The 17,322-nt window shown below is 74.9% G+C and carries 13 protein-coding genes; 10 read left to right on the forward strand and 3 right to left on the reverse strand.

What is annotated here, in order from left to right; all coding sequences use genetic code 11:
* From cobT to OH807_RS13170, 6 genes are all read left to right on the forward strand, one after another.
* Positions 1-1,116 (forward strand): nicotinate-nucleotide--dimethylbenzimidazole phosphoribosyltransferase, encoded by a 1,116-nt coding sequence (cobT, locus tag OH807_RS13145; protein WP_406197887.1) that lies wholly within the window; start codon positions 1-3, stop codon positions 1,114-1,116.
* A gap of 57 nt (positions 1,117-1,173) precedes the next feature.
* Positions 1,174-1,971, forward strand: coding sequence for an adenosylcobinamide-GDP ribazoletransferase (locus tag OH807_RS13150; RefSeq protein WP_406197890.1), 798 nt, complete (start codon positions 1,174-1,176; stop codon positions 1,969-1,971).
* 296 nt (positions 1,972-2,267) lie between these two features.
* Positions 2,268-3,773 (forward strand): leucyl aminopeptidase, encoded by a 1,506-nt coding sequence (locus tag OH807_RS13155; RefSeq protein ID WP_406197892.1) that lies wholly within the window; start codon positions 2,268-2,270, stop codon positions 3,771-3,773.
* 418 nt (positions 3,774-4,191) lie between these two features.
* Positions 4,192-5,580 carry a dihydrolipoyl dehydrogenase gene (gene lpdA / locus OH807_RS13160; protein ID WP_406197895.1) on the forward strand — a complete coding sequence of 463 codons (1,389 nt, stop codon included), beginning with the start codon at positions 4,192-4,194 and terminating at the stop codon, positions 5,578-5,580.
* Positions 5,581-5,638: 58 nt separating this feature from the next.
* Positions 5,639-7,468: a 2-oxoglutarate dehydrogenase, E2 component, dihydrolipoamide succinyltransferase gene (gene sucB / locus OH807_RS13165; RefSeq protein ID WP_406197897.1), complete on the forward strand. Its 1,830-nt coding sequence runs from the start codon at positions 5,639-5,641 to the stop codon at positions 7,466-7,468.
* 141 nt (positions 7,469-7,609) lie between these two features.
* Complete coding sequence (locus tag OH807_RS13170) at positions 7,610-8,125, forward strand: DUF4240 domain-containing protein (protein ID WP_406210964.1); 516 nt, start codon at positions 7,610-7,612, stop codon at positions 8,123-8,125.
* 83 nt (positions 8,126-8,208) lie between these two features.
* Here the strand turns inward: OH807_RS13170 and OH807_RS13175 are convergent, their stop codons facing one another.
* Complete coding sequence (locus OH807_RS13175; protein WP_406197899.1) at positions 8,209-9,285, reverse strand: DUF2510 domain-containing protein; 1,077 nt, start codon at positions 9,283-9,285, stop codon at positions 8,209-8,211.
* Between the two features lie 268 nt (positions 9,286-9,553).
* Entirely contained in the window at positions 9,554-10,051 is a 498-nt protein-coding gene (locus tag OH807_RS13180) for a GNAT family N-acetyltransferase (protein ID WP_406197902.1), read from the reverse strand.
* A 129-nt stretch (positions 10,052-10,180) separates the two neighbouring features.
* On the opposite strand from OH807_RS13180, the gene OH807_RS13185 reads away from it, so the two are divergent.
* Together OH807_RS13185 and OH807_RS13190 are read left to right on the forward strand one after the other, a co-directional pair.
* A complete protein-coding gene (locus OH807_RS13185) occupies positions 10,181-11,086 on the forward strand; it encodes a TIGR01777 family oxidoreductase (RefSeq protein ID WP_406197905.1) in 906 nt (301 codons plus the stop codon).
* 394 nt (positions 11,087-11,480) lie between these two features.
* The gene (locus OH807_RS13190; protein ID WP_406197907.1) at positions 11,481-12,812 is read left to right on the forward strand and encodes an NAD(P)/FAD-dependent oxidoreductase; all 1,332 of its coding nucleotides are present in this window, start codon (positions 11,481-11,483) and stop codon (positions 12,810-12,812) included.
* 59 nt (positions 12,813-12,871) lie between these two features.
* Here OH807_RS13190 and OH807_RS13195 read toward each other — a convergent pair whose 3' ends face one another.
* The gene (locus OH807_RS13195) at positions 12,872-14,761 is read right to left on the reverse strand and encodes a regulator (RefSeq protein WP_406197909.1); all 1,890 of its coding nucleotides are present in this window, start codon (positions 14,759-14,761) and stop codon (positions 12,872-12,874) included.
* 309 nt (positions 14,762-15,070) lie between these two features.
* On the opposite strand from OH807_RS13195, the gene OH807_RS13200 reads away from it, so the two are divergent.
* Both OH807_RS13200 and OH807_RS13205 read left to right on the forward strand, forming a co-directional pair.
* On the forward strand, positions 15,071-15,832 hold the full coding sequence (locus OH807_RS13200) for a 3-hydroxybutyrate dehydrogenase (protein ID WP_406197911.1): 762 nt from the start codon (positions 15,071-15,073) through the stop codon (positions 15,830-15,832).
* Between the two features lie 58 nt (positions 15,833-15,890).
* On the forward strand, positions 15,891-17,285 hold the full coding sequence (locus OH807_RS13205) for an MFS transporter (protein ID WP_406197914.1): 1,395 nt from the start codon (positions 15,891-15,893) through the stop codon (positions 17,283-17,285).
* Positions 17,286-17,322: the final 37 nt, after the last annotated feature.

Consider the following 17,322-nt stretch of genomic DNA (forward strand, 5'->3'; position numbering starts at 1 on the left):
ATGGACACGACCGTGGATCTCGATACCTTCTCCTCCCTCGTCGAGCGCCCCGACGAGAGCGCCCGACGGGCCGCCGAGGAGCGCTGGCAGACACTGGACCGGCCGCGCGGCGGGCTCGGCCGGCTGGAGGAGCTGGGCAGCTGGCTGTCGTCCGTGCAGGGGCGCTCCCCGGTGCGGCCGCTGTCGGCGCCCAAGGTGCTGCTCTTCGCCGCCGACCACGGGGTGGCGGCCCTCGGGGTGTCCCGGCTGCCCGCGCAGGGCGGCACGGCCGCCCGGGTCCGGGCCGTCCTGGACGGCACCGCGCCGGTCACCCTGCTCGCCCGGCGCTTCGGCGCCGAGGTGCGGGTGGTCGACGTCGCGGTGGACGCCGACCCCGCGGACTTCCCCGACGAGGTGGTCGCGCACCGGGTGCGGCGCGGCTCCGGCCGGATCGACACCGAGGACGCACTGACGCCGGAGGAGACCGTCAAGGCCTTCCGGGCCGGCATGGCCGTCGCCGACGAGGAGGCCGACGCCGGCACCGACCTGGTGGTGCTGGGCGACCTCGGGGTCGGCTCGACCACGGTGGCGGCCGTGCTGGTCGGCGCGCTCTGCGGGACGGACGCGGCCGCGGTGACCGGGCGCGGCTCGGGCATCGACGACCGGGTGTGGATGGTCAAGTGCACGACCGTCCGCGACTCGCTGCGGCGGGCCCGCCCGGTGCTCGGCGACCAGCTCGCCCTGCTCGGCGCCACCGGCGGCGCGGACTTCGCCGCGATCACCGGCTTCCTGCTCCAGGCCGCGGTGCGCAAGCTCCCGGTGGTGCTGGACGGCGTCGTCGCGGCCGCCTGCGCGCTGGTCGCGCAGCGGATCGCGTTCCGCGCACCGGAGTGGTGGCGGGCCGGCCAGTCCAGCGGCGAGCCGGCCCAGGCGAAGGCGTACGACCGGCTGACCCTGACGCCGCTGCAGGAGCAGGGGATCACCATGGGCGAGGGCGTCGGCGCGCTGATGGCGCTGCCGCTGCTGCAGGCCGCGGCGGACGCCCTGGCCGAGCAGGCGGCCGTCCCGGCCGGGCCGGTCGTGCCGAAGGAGCAGCCGAAGCTGCCTTCGGCGGCGGAGCTGCTCGGGCAGCTGTAGCTGCCCGGGAGGCCCGCGCGGGTCTCCCGGTGGTGCAGGACGAAAGAACGGTGGGCCGTGCAGGACGAGCCTTCGACCGGGCCGGCCTCGTGGGGCGACGGGCTGCGGTTCGGCTTCGGGACGCTCTCGGTGCTGCGGGTGCGGGTGCACCGGTGGGACCGGCCGGCGGCCGGGCGGGCGATGGCCACCGCACCGCTGGTCGGGCTGGTGCTCGGCGCCCTCGCGGCCGGCGCCGCGGCACTGGTGGCATGGCGGGCCGGCGGGCTCCCCGGTGCGGTGGCGGCGGTCGCCGCGCTGGCGGCGCTGACCCGCGGACTGCACCTGGACGGGCTCGCCGACGTCGCCGACGGCCTGGGCAGCGGCAAACCCGCCGAGGACGCGCTGCGCATCATGAAGCAGTCCGACATCGGTCCGTTCGGCGTGCTGACCCTGCTCCTCGTCCTGTTCGCCCAGATCTCCGTGGTGGCCTCGGAGTTCGACGCCTCGCCGGCCCGCGGCGCGCTGGCCGTGCTCGCCTCGGCCACGGCTGCCCGGTGCGCGCTCGCCCTCGGCTGCCTGCGGTCGGTGCCGGCCGCCCGGCCGGGCGGGCTCGGGGCGATGGTGGCGGGCACGGTCTCCCCGGCCGCCGCGACGGCGGCCACCGCCGGCACGCTGCTGCTGACGGCGGCCCTCGGCGCACTCGACGGCTGGTCAGCCGCCCGGCTGCCACTGGCCGTTGCGGCCGGCCTCGGCTGCTCCTGGCTGCTGCTGCGCCGCTGCGTACGACGACTGGACGGGATCACCGGGGACGTCCTCGGCGCGATGGCCGAGACCTCCGCGACCGGCACCCTGGTGGCGCTCGCCCTGCTGGGCTGAACGGCCCCGCCGGGCCCCGTACCGAGCGGTGGGACACCGGGCGGCGCGTGATCCCAGTATGCGGACTACCATGCGGTGAGCACCGCAGCCCTGCACCGTCGCAGGCCTGCCCGGCCGACGCCTGTCGAGGAGCCGGGGCTTCTGTTGTGTGCGGCCGCCGCGACCGGCGGGCGTGCGCACCAGTGGCCCCGGACCCGGCTCGCGGCGGCCGGAGGGCCCGCGGCGGCGGCTGGCTGCGCCGGTGCGGCAGCCGCGCCGCGACCGGCCGTGGACCGCGAAAGAACAGGACGCATTACGTGACTGCATTGTCTGTGAGCACCTCCTCCGTCGCCTCGCTGCGCGCGGACGCCCTGGTGATCGGTGTCGCGAAGGGCCCCAAGGGCATTGTGCTGGCCCCCGGTGCCGAGGCCGTGAGCGAGGCGTTCGAGGGCAAGCTGGCCGAGGTCCTCACCACCCTGGGCGCGACCGGCGCCGAGGGCGAGACCGTCAAGGTGCCCTCCCCCGCCGGCCTGAAGGCCGCGCTCGTGCTCGCGGTCGGCCTCGGCGACGCCGCCGAGGGCGGTTACGGGGCGGAGGCGCTGCGGCGCGCCGCCGGTGTCGCCGCCCGCGCGCTGGCCGGCACCAAGAAGGCCGCGCTGGCACTGCCGGCCGAGTCCGCCGACGAGGTCGAGGCGGTCGCGCTGGGCGGCCTGCTCGGCGCCTACTCCTTCGGCGCCTACAAGGGCGAGGGCGGCATCAAGGAGCCGGTCGGCGAGCTCGTGGTGACGGCCGCCCGCAAGGGCAGCAAGGACGCCAAGGCGGCCGTCGAGCGCGCCCTGATCATCGGCGAGGAGATGAACCGGGCCCGCGACCTGGTCAACACCGCGCCGAACGACCTGAACCCGAAGGGCTTCGCCGCGATCGCGCAGGCCGCCGGCAAGGAGCACGGCCTCAAGGTCGAGGTGCTGGACGAGAAGGCGCTGCTCAAGGGCGGCTTCGGCGGCCTGCTGGGCGTCGGCAACGGTTCGGTGAACCCGCCGCGGCTGGTGAAGGTGGCCTACACCCACCCGAAGGCCAAGGCGAGCCTGGCGTTCATCGGCAAGGGCATCACCTACGACTCGGGCGGCATCTCGCTGAAGCCGGCCGGTCACAACGAGACGATGAAGTGCGACATGGCCGGCGCCGCCGCGGTCTTCGCCGCCGTGGTCTCCGCCAAGCGCCTCGGCCTGGCCGTCAACGTCACCGCGTGGCTGGCGCTGGCCGAGAACATGCCGTCCGGCTCGGCCACCCGCCCGGGCGACGTGCTGAAGATGTACGGCGGCAAGACCGTCGAGGTGCTGAACACCGACGCCGAGGGCCGTCTGGTGCTGGCCGACGCCATCGTGCGGGCCGGCGAGGAGAACCCGGACGTGATCGTCGACGTCGCGACGCTGACCGGCGCGATGATGATGGCGCTGGGCTCCCGCACCTTCGGCGTGATGGCCAACAACGACGAGCTGCGCGAGACGCTGCACACCGTCGCGGGCGAGGCCGGCGAGCAGTCCTGGCCGATGCCGCTGCCGGCCGAGCTGCGCAAGGGCATGACCGAGTCGACCATCGCCGACCTGGCCAACATGGGCGAGCGGATGGGCGGCGGCCTGGTGGCCGGCCTGTTCCTGAAGGAGTTCGTGGCCGAGGGCATCGACTGGGCCCACCTGGACATCGCCGGCCCGGCCTTCCACGAGGGCGCGCCGTTCGGCTACACCCCCAAGGGCGGCACCGCGAGCGCGGTGCGCACCCTGGTCCGCTTCGCCGAGCGGACCGCGGCGGGCGACAAGGCCTGACCGGGGCTTCGGAGGGCGGGGTCCGGCGCGGGTGCGCCGGACCCCGCCCGGCTTTCCGGACCGGTCCGCACCCCGACCGGGCGGTTACCTGCGAGTAGCGGGCGGGCCGGGCCCGCACCCCTGTTCGCTGCGGGCGAAACTTTGTTCCACTGTGCGGAACCCACCCGGCGCCGGACCGCCCGGAGCTCCGCCCCCGGCGCTGTCAACCCCGCCGTGAGCTGCGATGATGCCCTTCCGTCGGGGGTACTCCCACCCCGGTGACCACCCTGTGGGACACCCCTGGGGCGGACCCGGACATCAGCCGCCGTGAACAAGTGCGAAGATGTATTTCCGGCACGACTGGGCGCCCCACAAAGGCTTCCGACCCACCGGACCGCGACCGGCCCGGCGACCCACCCCATTGCATGGAGGACGTGACGTGGCGAACGACGCCAGCACCGTTTTCGACGTAGTCATTCTCGGAGGCGGAAGCGGCGGTTACGCCGCGGCGCTCCGCGCCGCTCAGCTGGGCCTGAGCGTCGCCCTGGTCGAGAAGGGTGAGCTGGGCGGCACCTGCCTGCACCGCGGCTGCATCCCGACCAAGGCACTGCTGCACGCCGCCGAGATCGCGGACGAGACGAAGGAGGCCGCCGAGTTCGGCGTTCTGGCCACCTTCCAGGGCATCGACATCAACGGCGTCCACAAGTACAAGGACGACGTCATCGCCGGCCTGTACAAGGGCCTGCAGGGCCTGGTGGCCTCGCGCAAGGTGACCTTCATCCAGGGCGAGGGCAAGCTCTCCTCGCAGACCTCGGTGGACGTCAACGGCCAGCGCATCGAGGGCCGCCACATCGTCCTGGCCACCGGCTCCGTGCCGCGCTCGATCCCGGGCCTGGAGATCGACGGCAACCGCGTGATCTCCTCGGACCACGCCCTGAAGCTCGGCTTCATCCCGAAGTCGGCCGTCATCCTCGGCGGCGGCGTGATCGGCGTCGAGTTCGCCTCGGTCTGGAAGTCCTTCGGCGTCGAGGTCACCATCGTCGAGGCGCTGCCGCACCTCGTCCCGCTGGAGGACGAGAACTCCTCCAAGCTGCTGGAGCGCGCGTTCCGCAAGCGCGGCATCAAGTTCGAACTGAAGGCCCGCTTCTCGGGTGTCGAGTACACCGAGACCGGCGTGCGCGTCTCCACCGAGAACGGCAAGCAGATCGACGCCGACCTGCTGCTCGTCGCCATCGGCCGCGGCCCGGTCTCGGCCGGCCTGGGCTACGAGGAGAACGGCGTCGCGATGGACCGCGGCTACGTCCTCGTCGACGAGTACATGCGCACCAACGTGCCCACCATCTCCGCCGTCGGTGACCTCGCCCCGACCCTGCAGCTGGCCCACGTCGGCTTCGCCGAGGGCATCCTGGTCGCCGAGCGCCTGGCCGGCCTGAAGGCCGTGCCGATCGACTACGACGGCGTGCCGCGGGTGACCTACTCCAACCCCGAGGTCGCCTCCGTCGGCATCTCCGAGGCCAAGGCCGTCGAGCTGTACGGCAAGGACAAGGTCGTCACGCTCAAGTACAACCTGGCCGGCAACGGCAAGAGCAAGATCCTGAAGACCGCCGGCGAGATCAAGCTCGTCCAGGTGAAGGACGGCGCCGTGGTCGGCGTCCACATGGTCGGCGCCCGCATGGGCGAGCAGGTCGGCGAGGCGCAGCTGATCTACAACTGGGAGGCGCTGCCGGCCGAGGTCGCGCAGCTCATCCACGCGCACCCGACCCAGTCCGAGGCCCTGGGCGAGGCGCACCTGGCGCTGGCCGGCAAGCCGCTGCACGCGCACGACTGATCGCGCCCCACAAACCCCCCATTCCAGTTCGCAAGACTTGATAGGAGTCGCTGAAACCATGGCGGTCTCAGTAACACTGCCCGCGCTGGGCGAGAGCGTTTCCGAGGGCACCGTCACCCGTTGGCTGAAGGCCGAGGGTGAGCGCGTGGAGGTCGACGAGCCGCTGCTCGAGGTCTCCACCGACAAGGTCGACACCGAGATCCCGGCCCCGGCCTCGGGCATCCTGGCCTCGATCAAGGTCGGCGAGGACGAGACCGTCGAGGTGGGCGCCGAGCTGGCGATCATCGACGACGGCTCGGGTGCCCCGGTCGCCGCCCCGGCCCCGGTCGCCGAGGCCGCGCCGGCCCCGGTCGCCGCCCCGGCTCCGGTCGCCGCCCCGGCTCCGGTCGCCGCCCCGGTCGCGGAGGCGCCCGCCGCCCCCGCTCCGGTCGCCGAGGCCCCGGCCGCTCCGGCCGCTGCCGCTCCGGCCGCCGACGCCACCCCGGTGCTGCTGCCCGCGCTGGGCGAGTCGGTCACCGAGGGCACCGTCACCCGTTGGCTGAAGGCCGAGGGTGAGACGGTCGAGGTCGACGAGCCGCTGCTCGAGGTCTCCACCGACAAGGTCGACACCGAGATCCCGTCGCCCGTCGCCGGTGTCGTGGTGAAGATCCTGGTCGGCGAGGACGAGACCGCCGAGGTCGGCGCCCAGCTCGCGCTGATCGGCGCCGCCGGTGCCGTTGCCGCCCCGGCCGCCCCGGCTGCCGCTCCGGCCCCGGCTGCCGCCCCCGCTCCGGTCGCTGCTCCGGCTCCGGTGGCCCCGGCCGCCCCGGTCGCCGCTCCGGCTCCGGTGGCCCCGGCCGCTCCGGTCGCCCCGGCTGCTCCGGTCGCTGCCCCGGCCCCGGCCGCGCCCGCTCCGGTCGCTGCACCGGCCCCCGTCGCGCCGGCCGCGCCCGTCGCCCCGGCCGCTCCGGTGGCCGACGCCGGTGACGCCTACGTCACCCCGCTGGTGCGCAAGCTCGCCGCCGAGCAGGGCGTCGCCCTGGCCTCCGTCACCGGTACCGGTGTCGGCGGCCGGATCCGCAAGCAGGACGTCATCGCCGCCGCCGAGGCCGCCAAGGCCGCGCCGGCCCCGGTCGCCGCTGCCGCCCCGGCCGCCGCGCCGAAGGCCGCCGCCGCCGCGCCGTCCCCGCTGCGCGGCCAGACGGTCAAGATGACCCGCATCCGCAAGGCCATCGGCGACAACATGCTGAAGGCCCTGCACGAGCAGGCCCAGCTGACCAGCGTGGTCGAGGTGGACGTCACCAAGATCATGTCGCTGCGCAACAAGGCCAAGGACGGCTTCCTGGCCCGCGAGGGCGTCAAGCTGTCCCCGATGCCGTTCTTCGTCAAGGCCGCCGCCCAGGCGCTGAAGACCAACCCGGCCGTCAACGCCCGGATCAACGAGGCCGAGGGCACCATCACCTACTTCGACACCGAGAACATCGGTATCGCGGTGGACTCCGAGAAGGGTCTGATGACCCCGGTCATCAAGGGTGCGGGCGACCTCAACATCGCCGGCATCTCCAAGAAGACCGCGGAGCTGGCCGGCAAGGTGCGCGGCAACAAGATCACCCCGGACGAGCTGTCCGGCGCCACCTTCACCATCAGCAACACCGGTTCGCGCGGCGCGCTGTTCGACACCGTCATCGTGCCGCCGAACCAGGTCGGCATCCTCGGCATCGGCGCGACCGTCAAGCGCCCGGTCGTCATCGAGGCCGACGGCGGCACCGCCATCGGCATCCGTGACATGACCTACCTGTCGCTCTCCTACGACCACCGCCTGGTGGACGGCGCCGACGCCGCCCGCTACCTGGTGGCCGTCAAGGAGATCCTGGAGGCCGGCGAGTTCGAGGTCGAGCTCGGCCTGTAGGACTCCCCGCACCGCAGTACTCCGGAACCCCGCGTCGTCCCCGGACGGCGCGGGGTTCCGCTGTCCGGCCGTCGGAAGGACGGGTGTTTCACACCGTCATCGCATGCGAGCGCACGGGGGAACAGGGATGCTTGAGCGGTGATGGACGAGACCGACTTCTGGCAGATCATCGACGACACCCGGGAGGCCGCCGACGGCGACCCGGACGAACAGGCCGATCGGCTGGTGGAGCGGCTGGTCCTGCTGACCCCGGACGACGTCATCGACTTCGCCCGGCTCTTCGAGGCGCGGTTCCAGCGCGCCTACCGGACCGACCTCTGGGGCGCGGCGTACCTGCTGCTCGACGGCGCCTCCGAGGACACCTTCGACTACTTCCGCTGCTGGCTGATCGGCCAGGGCCGGGAGGTCTTCGAAGGTGCGCTGCACGAGCCGGACGACCTGGCCGACCTGCTGCCGGAGTTCGACGAGGAGGAGGACGGCGAGGCCGAGGACCTCGGCTACGCGGCCGACGAGGCGCACGAGCAGCTGACCGGGCTGCCGCTGCCCGAGGTCGGCGGGCGCCAGCCCGCGCGGCCGTTCGGCGCGCCCTTCGACTTCGACGACCCGGACGCGATGGCGAAGCGGTTCCCCAAGCTCTGGGAGCGGTACGGGGACTGAGCCGCGGGCCCGGACGGGCCGGCCCCCGGACCGCCCCGACGGCGGTTCGGGGGCCGGTTCGGGGGCCCGGTCCGGCCGCCGGCTCAGGTGCCGGAGCCGGAGGCGCTGCCGTCCTGCTTGATGCCCTCGAGGATCTGGTCGAGCACGGTGGGGTCGGGCGCGCCCGCGGCGTCGTCCACCCCGCCCTCGAAGGCCACGTAACCGCCGCCCTTGGCCGGGACGGCCACCAGCAGGACGTAGCCCTTGGTGCCGTCCGAGGTGGTGATGTGCCAGCGCACCGCGTACCCCGAGACGCCCGCCACCGTGGTGTTCGCCGAGCCGGCGTCGGTGTGCCCGGTGACCCCGGTGAAGATGGCCCCCGCGTAGGCCGGCATCGCCGCCTCCGCGGCCGCCCGGGCGGAGGCGCCCGCGATGGTGTCCTTCTCGACCGAGAACTGGCCGCGGATGCACGAGCCGCCGCCCGGGCAGGTGTAGCGGCCGCTCCCGAGGAAGACCGTCGAGTGCGTGGTGTCGGTCTGCGCGTCCCAGCCCTGGAAGACCGGCACGGTGATGGAGTGCTGGGTGTCCGCGGCGGTGTCCTTGACCACCGGCACCGGCGGCAGGCTGGGCGTGGGGGTCGGGGTGGGGGTCGGAGTCGGCGGCGGGCTGGTCTTCCGGCTCGGGCTCGCCGTCGGGCTCGGGTCCGTCGTGACGGTGACCGTCGGCGTCGGGTCCGCCCGCGGGGTGTCGCCGCCGCTGTTCAGGGCGATCGCGGCGATCACGCCGATCACGACCAGCACCCCGGCCACGATCCCGATGACCGCGCCGGGCTTCATCCGGCCGGGCGGCGAGGGCGGCGGGTAGCCGCCCTGCGGGTACCCGTAGCCGGGCTGGTTCTGCGCCGGGTAGCCGTACCCGGGCGCGCCCTGCTGCGGGGCGCCGTAGCCGGGCACGCCCTGCTGCGGAGCGCCGTAGCCGTAGGCGGGCGGCGGCGTGACGGGGGCCTGCTGCTGCGGGGTCTGCCAGGAGACCTGGGTCGGGGCGTCGGCGAGCCCGCCGCCGCCCCCCTGGACGGGGCGGACGTCACTGGTCCAGGCGTTGCCGTCCCACCAGCGCTCATGACCGGCCGTGCCGTCCGCACCCGGTACCGGGTACCACCCGGGAGGCGTCGAGTTGCTCACGGCCGTACGGTACCCGGCGCGGCGCTCCTCCAGACAGGTTGGGTTTGTCACGACTCTGCTACCGGACGAACACGGAACACGACGGTCCGTCAGGAGCGGGGGCGGGTGGGGCGGACGGTGCGGCGGGCGGCCGGACGGGCGGGTACGGACGGTCCGATCGGGGTCCGGCGGAACCGCTGCGGGCGGGGCTGCCGCGACGGCGGGACGGCGCGACGGGCCGTGCGGGGCGGCGGCTCGGTCGGTGAGCCGGCGGGTGCGGGGCGGCGGCTCAGTCGGTGAGCCGGCGGGCCATCCAGATGTCGTCGACGTAGTGGCCGTCGATCAGGAACTCCTCCGTCAGCGAGCCCTCGACCGCGAAGCCGCAGGCCTCGTACAGCCGCCGGGCCGGGGCGTTGTGCCCGAGCACGCGCAGGGTGATCCGGCGGGCGCCGTCCTCCCGGGCGGCCGTGCAGGCGGCCTCGACCAGGGCCCGGCCCAGACCCCGGCCGCGGACCGACGAGTCGACCGCCAGGCCCTGGATCTGCCGGACGTGCCGGTTGCTCGCCAGCGGGGTCGGCGGGACCACCCGGACGTAGCCGACGATCCGGCCGCCGAGCACGGCGAGCCGGAACTGGTCCGGGGTGTGGCGCTCGTCGAACACCGGCTCGCCCTCGGGGGGCTGGGGAGCGACGTCGCTCAGCCAGGACCAGGCCGCGCGGTTGAGCTCGGAGAGCTCCTTCTCGTCCTCGGACAGCGCAGGACGGATGATCAGATCTTCCTCGTGCATGCGCGCCATGCTAGGGCGTGCCCGGTGGATCGGCCCAGGTCCGCGACCGGCCCGATCGACCGGACACGACCCGGTCGGCGCCCCGGCCGCATACGGGGTTCGGGCTCCGGCATTTGCGAGGATGACCCCATGCGAATCGCGGTCACAGGATCCACGGGATTGATCGGCGCGGCACTCGTCCGCTCCCTGCTGGCGGACGGTCACGAGGTCGTCCGGCTGGTCCGGCACCGGTCCAGGACCGGCCCGCAGCCGGACGGCACGACGGCGATCGGCTGGAACCCGCTGCTCGGCCAGGTCGACCGGGAGGGCCTGGCCGGCGTCGACGCGGTGGTGCACCTGGCGGGGGCCGGGGTCGGCGACCACCGGTGGACGGACGCGTACAAGCGGGAGATCCGGGAGAGCCGAGTGCTCGGCACCGAGACGCTCGCCGCCGCGCTGGCCGGGCTGGCGGAGCCGCCGCGGGTCCTCGTCAGCGCCTCGGCGGTCGGCTGGTACGGGCAGACCGGCGACACCGTGATCGACGAGGACTCCCCCGCCGGGGACGACTTCCTGGCCGAGGTCTGCGTCGAGTGGGAGGCCGCCGCGCGCCCGGCCGAGCGGGCCGGGATCCGGGTGGTCCACCCGCGGACCGGGCTGGTGCTCTCCGCGCTCGGCGGGGCCGGCGGGCGGCTGTTCCCGCTCTTCCGGCTGGGCCTCGGCGGGCGGCTCGGCGACGGCCGGCAGTACTGGAGCTACATCTCGCTGGCGGACGAGGTCGCGGCGTTGCGCTTCCTGATCGACCGGGACGACCTGAGCGGCGCGTTCAACCTCACCGCGCCGGAGCCGGTGACCAACGCCGAGCTGACGGCGGCGCTCGGCCGGGGGCTGCGGCGGCCGACGCCGTTCCCGGTGCCCGAGGCGGTGCTGAAGGCGGTGCTGGGCGAGCTGGCGATCGAGGTGGTGGGCAGCCACCGGGTGGTGCCGCGACGCCTGCTGGACGCGGGCTTCCGGTTCCGGCACCCGGACGTCGACTCGGCGGTGCGGGCCGCGCTGTAGGCGGAGTACTCCCCCGGTAGCGGCGCGTCCAGCGGGTGTCCGCTCCGGCGGGTGCGGGCCCGCGTACGCCCGCTACGGCATCCGTGCTGGCCAGGGGCATATGCCCGGCCGATCCGGGGCGGGGCTCCGGGAGGGGGCGCACGGGAGCACACGGTGGGCGCGTCGCACGCCCCCGGTGACCGTGCGCGCCCACCGGCCCCCGAACCCCCGGGTTGGGCGCACAGTCCGTGACCGCGCCACCGCCGCGTGCGGCCGAACCCCTTCCGGCCCCCGGATACGGCCCGGTGCGCTTGTCTGACGCTCCTACTGACTGGGCATCACATGGTCGGACCGTGTCCCGGCACCCCGCTGCCTGCGTCGGCCGAAGCTCCGGGACCAGGGAGGGAGCACGCCAGTGCCCACGTACGACTTCACCCGCCGCACCCGCCGACACTCCGATCCGGACGTCGTCGTGGTGGGCGCCGGACTCGCGGGCCTGGCCGCCGCCCGCGTGCTGACCGGCCACGGACTGACCGTTCACGTCCTGGAGGCCACGGACCGGGTCGGCGGCCGGATGGCCACCCGTGAACTGGACGGGTTCCGGCTCGACCACGGCAGCCAGCTGCTCAACACCGCCTACCCCGAGCTGCGCCGCGTCCTCGACCTGGACCGCCTCGAACTGCGCCCGCTCGCCCCCGGCGTACTCGTGCACAGCGGTGGCCGCCGGTACCGCGCCGGGGACCCTCAGCTCACCACCACCCGGCAGGCCACCGTCCGGGCGCCGCTGGGCAGCGCGCTGGACAAGGCCCGGCTGGGCAACTGGCTCGCCCGGCTGGCCGCCACCCCGGCCGCCCGGCTGCAGGCCCGGCCGGAGACCACCACCGCCCGCGCGCTGGCCGAGCGCGGCCTCGCCCCGCGCACCGTCGACGGCTTCCTGCGACCGCTGCTCACCGCCCTGCTCAGTGACCCGGCCCTGGGCACCAGCAGCCGGATCGCCGACCTGGTGCTGCGCAGCTACGCGCGGGGCCGGCTCTGTCTGCCCGCCGGCGGGATCGCGGCCGTGCCGGCCCAGCTGGCCGCCGCCCTGCCGGCCGGGACGGTGCGCACCGGGGTGCAGGTCACCTCGATCGCGGCCGACGGCGTGGAGACCGCCGGACACGGGCGGATCGGCGCCCAGGCCGTGGTGGTGGCGACCGGGGCCCGGTCCGCCGCCGGGCTGCTGCCCGGGCTGCGGGTGCCGGACTTCCACCCCGTCACGACCTTCTACCACGCGGCCGACCGCTCGCCGGTGGGCGAGGCCGTCCTGCTGCTGGACGGCGACCGGCCGGCCGGGCAGCAGCCGACGCTCTCGCACTCGGTGGTGCTCAGCGAGCTGCACCCCTCGTACGCCCCGCGCGGGCAGGCGCTGATCGCCACCACGGTGCTCGGCCGGCGCTCCTTCGACGCGGGCGGCCCGGCCGCGCTCGAACCGGCGGTGCGGGCCCGGCTGGCGGAGCTGTACGGGACGTCGACCGTCGGCTGGCAGTTCCTGAGCGTGCGGCACGTGCCGGACGCGGTGCCGGCCATGCCGCCGCCGCACAACTGCCGGCGCCCGGTGCGGCTGCTGGCCGGGCTCTACGTCTGCGGGGACCACCGGGACACCAGCAGCGCCCAGGGCGCGCTGGTGTCGGGGCGGCGGGCGGCGCAGGCCGTGGTGCGCGACCTCGGGCTGCCGAGCGGTGTCGGCGCGGCGGAGGCCGCGGCCTGACCGGGGGCCCGCTCCGCACGGGGCACGGCCGGCGGGGCGGGCCGCCCCGCCGGCCCGCCTCAGATCACCCCCGCCTGACGCGCCGTCTCCTCGAACGCGCGGGCCACCGGGCTGCCGCGGTACGGCGTGAGCCGGCGGTGGAAGTCCCGCACGTACTCCAGCGAGCGGGCCGAACGCATCTCCCCGGCCGCCCGCAGCGCGTCGGTGGCCATCGTGCACGCCTCGTCCAAGTCCCCCATGCCGAGCCGCGCGGTGGCCAGGACGAGCCGGCAGAAGATCCGGCTGCGGGCGTACGCGGGCGACCGCAGCCGCAGGGACTTCTCGGCGTGCTGGGCGGACGTCCGCCACTGCTGGAGGTCCCGGTAGCAGTGGGCGAACTCGTCGGAGAGCTGGGCCTCGTCGAAGTACCGCGCCCAGGACGGCAGCTCGTCGCCGGCCCGGGCGGCGGCCAGCGACCGCTCGGAGCGGACCAGCGCGGTGGTGCAGGCCCGGACGTCGCCGAGCAGGCCGTGCCCGCGCGCCTCGGCGGCGTGCAGCAGCGCCTGCACGGTCGGCGGGACGGCGGTGCCGACCCCCTGCTGGGCCACCCGGGCCAGCTGGACGGCCTCCCGGCCGTGGCCCAGGTGCACCGCCTGCTGGCTCATCGTCACCAGGACGTAGCCGCCGAGGGCGCGGTCCCCCGCCGCCTGGGAGAGCCGCAGCGCCTGGACGAAGTAGCGCTGGGCCAGGCCGTGCGCGGCGATGTCGAAGGACGTCCAGCCGGCCAGCCTGGTCAGGTCGGCGACGGCGCCGAACAGGGCCCGGCCGATCTGCTCGCCGTAGCGGCCGCGCAGCATCGGCTCGGCCTCGCTCTCCAGGTAGCGGACCAGCGCCTGGCGGGCGTGGCCGCCGCCGTAGGCGTGGTCCAGTGCCCGGAAGAGGTCGCCGACGGCGCGGATCGCCGCGATGTCGCCCCGGCCGACCCGTAGCGCCGGGCGCGACTCGCGGGCCGGATCGGTGTACGGCGGCTCGACCGCGATCGGCGGGCGCCGGCTCTGGGTGGGCACCCGGCCGAGCGCGGACGCCGCGGCCTGGCCCGCGGCGGCGGCCCGGGCGGCGGGCGTTCCGGCGGCGCCGGGCGCGGCGCCGCGCACCGGGGGTGCGGCGGGCGCCCCCGGCACGGCGGCGGGCGGGGCCGCGGCGGCCTCCGGCCGGGGCAGGGTCGAGCCGTCCCGGGCCACCCGCTCGTCGGTCCGGCCGATCAGCCAGTCCCGGCTGGGGACGACCAGACCGGCCGGGGTGAAGGCGATCCGGCGCAGCTCGGACTGCGGGCCGTTGTCCTTGCGCCACATGCTCGCCACGATGTCCACCGCCTCCTGCGGGGTCTCGGCGAACTCCAGCCCGGCGTAGACCGGGGCGCAGGCGTCCAGGCCGAGGTCCTGGGCGGTGAGGCGGCGGCCGAGCCGGCGGGTGAAGACCTCGGCGATCAGCGCGGGGGTGGCGCCGCGCGGCTGCTGGCCGCGGAGCCAGCGGGTGACGGAGGTCTTGTCGTAGCGCAGGTCGAGGCCGTGCTCCAGGCCGAGCTGGTCCACCCGGCGGGCCAGGCCGGCGTGCGAGAACCCGGCCTCCTCGATCAGCGCGGCCAACTGGCCGTTCTGCGGGCCCGGGCCCGCGTGCCCGGCCGGCGGGTGCGCCGCCGCGGCGTGCGCCGCCGGAGGGGGACCGGCGGCGGCGTGGCCGGCCGCGGCCGCGGGCGGAGCCGGTACGGGTGCGGCAGGCCCGTCCTGGCCGGCGACGGCGCCCGGGTGCGGTTCGGGGGCGGCGGACGTGACCTGCACAGGCACTCGCAACTCGTCGGCGGTCGGGGCGTCGGGGGCGGCCGGAAGGGCCCGGCCGACCGGGCCTCCGTGCTGGTCGAGCGGGTCGAGCGGTCCGTACGCCGGGCTGTCGGTTGCAGGCCGTTGGGGCATAGTCAGTCAACACCTCTCGGACGCCGCACCGGCTCCACCAGCACTTCGGCTGCCCGTGGCGACGCCCCCTGTCGGGAATCGGCGTGAATGTAGCGAGCATTCGGGCGCTATGGGTGGTTCTGACCGAGCAATCCTCCGAACGGGTGAACCATCGGCGCCCATTGTGGGGAAGCCCGGACAGCACGGGTTTGGCTCCCGGCGGCCGGACCGCCCTCCGGCACACATGGTGGTGACCGCCACAGTCAGGCCCGGTGCTGTGGCTCCCCACTCCATAGGAGTCGGGCCGCCGGATTCCTACCGTTCTCGGCCATGGACACCACTTCAGCCCGCCCGCTCGACGGTCGTACGGCCCTGGTCACCGGGGCCGCCTCGGGCATCGGCCGGGCCTGCGCGGAGGCCCTCGCCGAGGCCGGCGCCCGGGTCTACGTCGTCGACCTGGCGGCCGCTCCGGCCGCGGAGCTCGCCGAGCGGATCGGCGGCGTCGCGCACGTCGCGGACCTCTCCGACCCGGAGGCGGTGGAGGCCCTGCCGGACGACGCCGACATCGTGGTCAACAACGCCGGCCTCCAGCACGTCGCGCCCGTGCACGAGTTCCCGCTCGAACGCTTCACCCTGATCCAGCGGGTGATGGTCGAGGCCCCGTTCCGCATCCTGCGCCGGACCCTGCCGCACATGTACGGGCGGGAGTGGGGGCGGGTGGTCAACATCTCCTCCGTCCACGGCCTGCGGGCCAGCCCCTTCAAGTCGGCCTACGTGACCGCCAAGCACGCCCTGGAGGGGCTGAGCAAGACGGTCGCCCTGGAGGGCGCGCCGTACGGCGTCACCAGCAACTGCATCAACCCCGGCTACGTCCGCACCGCCCTGGTGGAGCGGCAGATCGCCGAGCAGGCGCTGGCGCACGGCATCCGCGAGGACGAGGTGGTCGAGCGGATCATGCTCGACCGCACCGCCGTCAAGCGCCTGATCGAGCCCGACGAGGTGGCCCGGCTCGCCGTCTGGCTCTGCTCCCCGCACGCCTCCTTCATCACCGGCGCCAGCCTCCCCGTCGACGGCGGCTGGACCGCCCACTGAAGCACCCGCTCACCGAGCACCCGCCCCCGTCCCTCCCCCGTCCGAGGTGATCCCGCCCATGGCCAGTTCCCCCGTCGTCGCGAAACCAGGCTCCCCGCTGTGGAAGGTGGTCGGCGCCAGTCTGATCGGCACCACCATCGAGTGGTACGACTACTTTCTTTACGGCACCGCCGCCGCGCTCGTCTTCGGCAAGATCTTCTTCCCCAACAGCGATCCGCTGACCGGGACCCTCCTCTCCTTCCTCACCTACGCGATCGGCTTCGCCGCGCGACCGCTCGGGGCCCTGGTGTTCGGGCACTTCGGGGACCGGATCGGCCGCAAGAAGCTGCTGGTGGTGAGCCTGCTGCTGATGGGCGGCTCCACCACGCTGATCGGCTGCCTGCCGACGTACCACTCGATCGGGGCCGCGGCGCCGGTCCTGCTGACGGCGCTCCGGCTGGTGCAGGGGTTCGCGCTCGGCGGCGAGTGGGGCGGGGCGGTGCTGCTGGTGTCGGAGCACGGGGACCAGCGGCGGCGCGGGTTCTGGGCGTCGTGGCCGCAGGGCGGCGCGCCGGCCGGGAACCTGCTGGCGGCGGGGGTGCTCTCGCTGCTCACCACCGTGCAGTCGGACGCGACCTTCCTCGCCTGGGGCTGGCGGGTGCCGTTCCTGCTCTCGGCGGTGCTGGTGGCCGTCGGGATGTGGATCCGGCTGGCGGTGGACGAGTCGCCGCTGTTCAAGGAGGCGCTGGCGAAGGCCGAGGCCCGCAAGGCGGCGCAGCAGAAGACCGAACAGCCGCCGCTGGTGGCGGTGTTCCGGCACCACTGGCGCGAGGTGCTGGTGGCGATGGGCGCCCGGATGGCGGAGAACATCTCGTACTACGTGATGACCACGTTCGTCCTGGCCTACGCCGTCTCCCACGTGCACCTGCCCAAGCAGACCGCGCTGAACGCCGTACTGATCGCCTCGGCGGTGCAGTTCGCCCTGATCCCGCTCTTCGGCGCGCTCTCCGACCGGGTCGGGCGCAAGCCGGTCTACCTGGTGGGCGCGGTCGGCGTAGCGGTCTGGGCGTTCGTCTTCTTCGGCCTGGTGGACACGAAGTCCTTCGGCTCGCTGGTGCTGGCGGTGACGGTCGGGCTGGTCTTCCACAGTGCGATGTACGCGCCGCAGGCGGCCTTCTTCTCCGAGCTGTTCGCGACCCGGATGCGGTACTCGGGTGCCTCGATCGGCGCCCAGTTCGCCTCGGTGGCGGCCGGCGCACCGGCGCCGCTGATCGCGACCGCGCTGCTGAAGGACTACGGCAGCTCGACCCCGATCTCGGTGTACGTGGCGATCGCCGGCCTGGTCACCGTGGTGGCCGTGCTGTGCGCCCGGGAGACCCGCGGACGCGACCTGACCGGGATCGAGCCCGGCGGGGAGGAGGCCGGGGAGCGGGTGGAGCAGGGCGCGGTGGCGGCCAAGCCGGCCGCCGCCTGACGACCCCTCGGACGGCACCGGCACCCGCCCCCGCGCG

It is taken from the genome of Kitasatospora sp. NBC_01560 (assembly GCF_045208415.1).
In the GTDB taxonomy this organism is placed as follows: Bacteria; Actinomycetota; Actinomycetes; order Streptomycetales; family Streptomycetaceae; genus Kitasatospora.

Excerpts from the sequence above, each read along its gene's own strand:
- cobT (WP_406197887.1), top strand. The coding sequence starts at position 1 with ATGGACACGACCGTGGATCTCGATACCTTCTCCTCCCTCGTCGAGCGC.
- sucB (WP_406197897.1), top strand. The coding sequence starts at position 5,639 with ATGGCGGTCTCAGTAACACTGCCCGCGCTGGGCGAGAGCGTTTCCGAG.
- OH807_RS13170 (WP_406210964.1), top strand. The coding sequence starts at position 7,610 with ATGGACGAGACCGACTTCTGGCAGATCATCGACGACACCCGGGAGGCC.
- OH807_RS13180 (WP_406197902.1), bottom strand. The coding sequence starts at position 10,051 with ATGCACGAGGAAGATCTGATCATCCGTCCTGCGCTGTCCGAGGACGAG.
- OH807_RS13185 (WP_406197905.1), top strand. The coding sequence starts at position 10,181 with ATGCGAATCGCGGTCACAGGATCCACGGGATTGATCGGCGCGGCACTC.
- OH807_RS13195 (WP_406197909.1), bottom strand. The coding sequence starts at position 14,761 with ATGCCCCAACGGCCTGCAACCGACAGCCCGGCGTACGGACCGCTCGAC.
- OH807_RS13200 (WP_406197911.1), top strand. The coding sequence starts at position 15,071 with ATGGACACCACTTCAGCCCGCCCGCTCGACGGTCGTACGGCCCTGGTC.
- OH807_RS13205 (WP_406197914.1), top strand. The coding sequence starts at position 15,891 with ATGGCCAGTTCCCCCGTCGTCGCGAAACCAGGCTCCCCGCTGTGGAAG.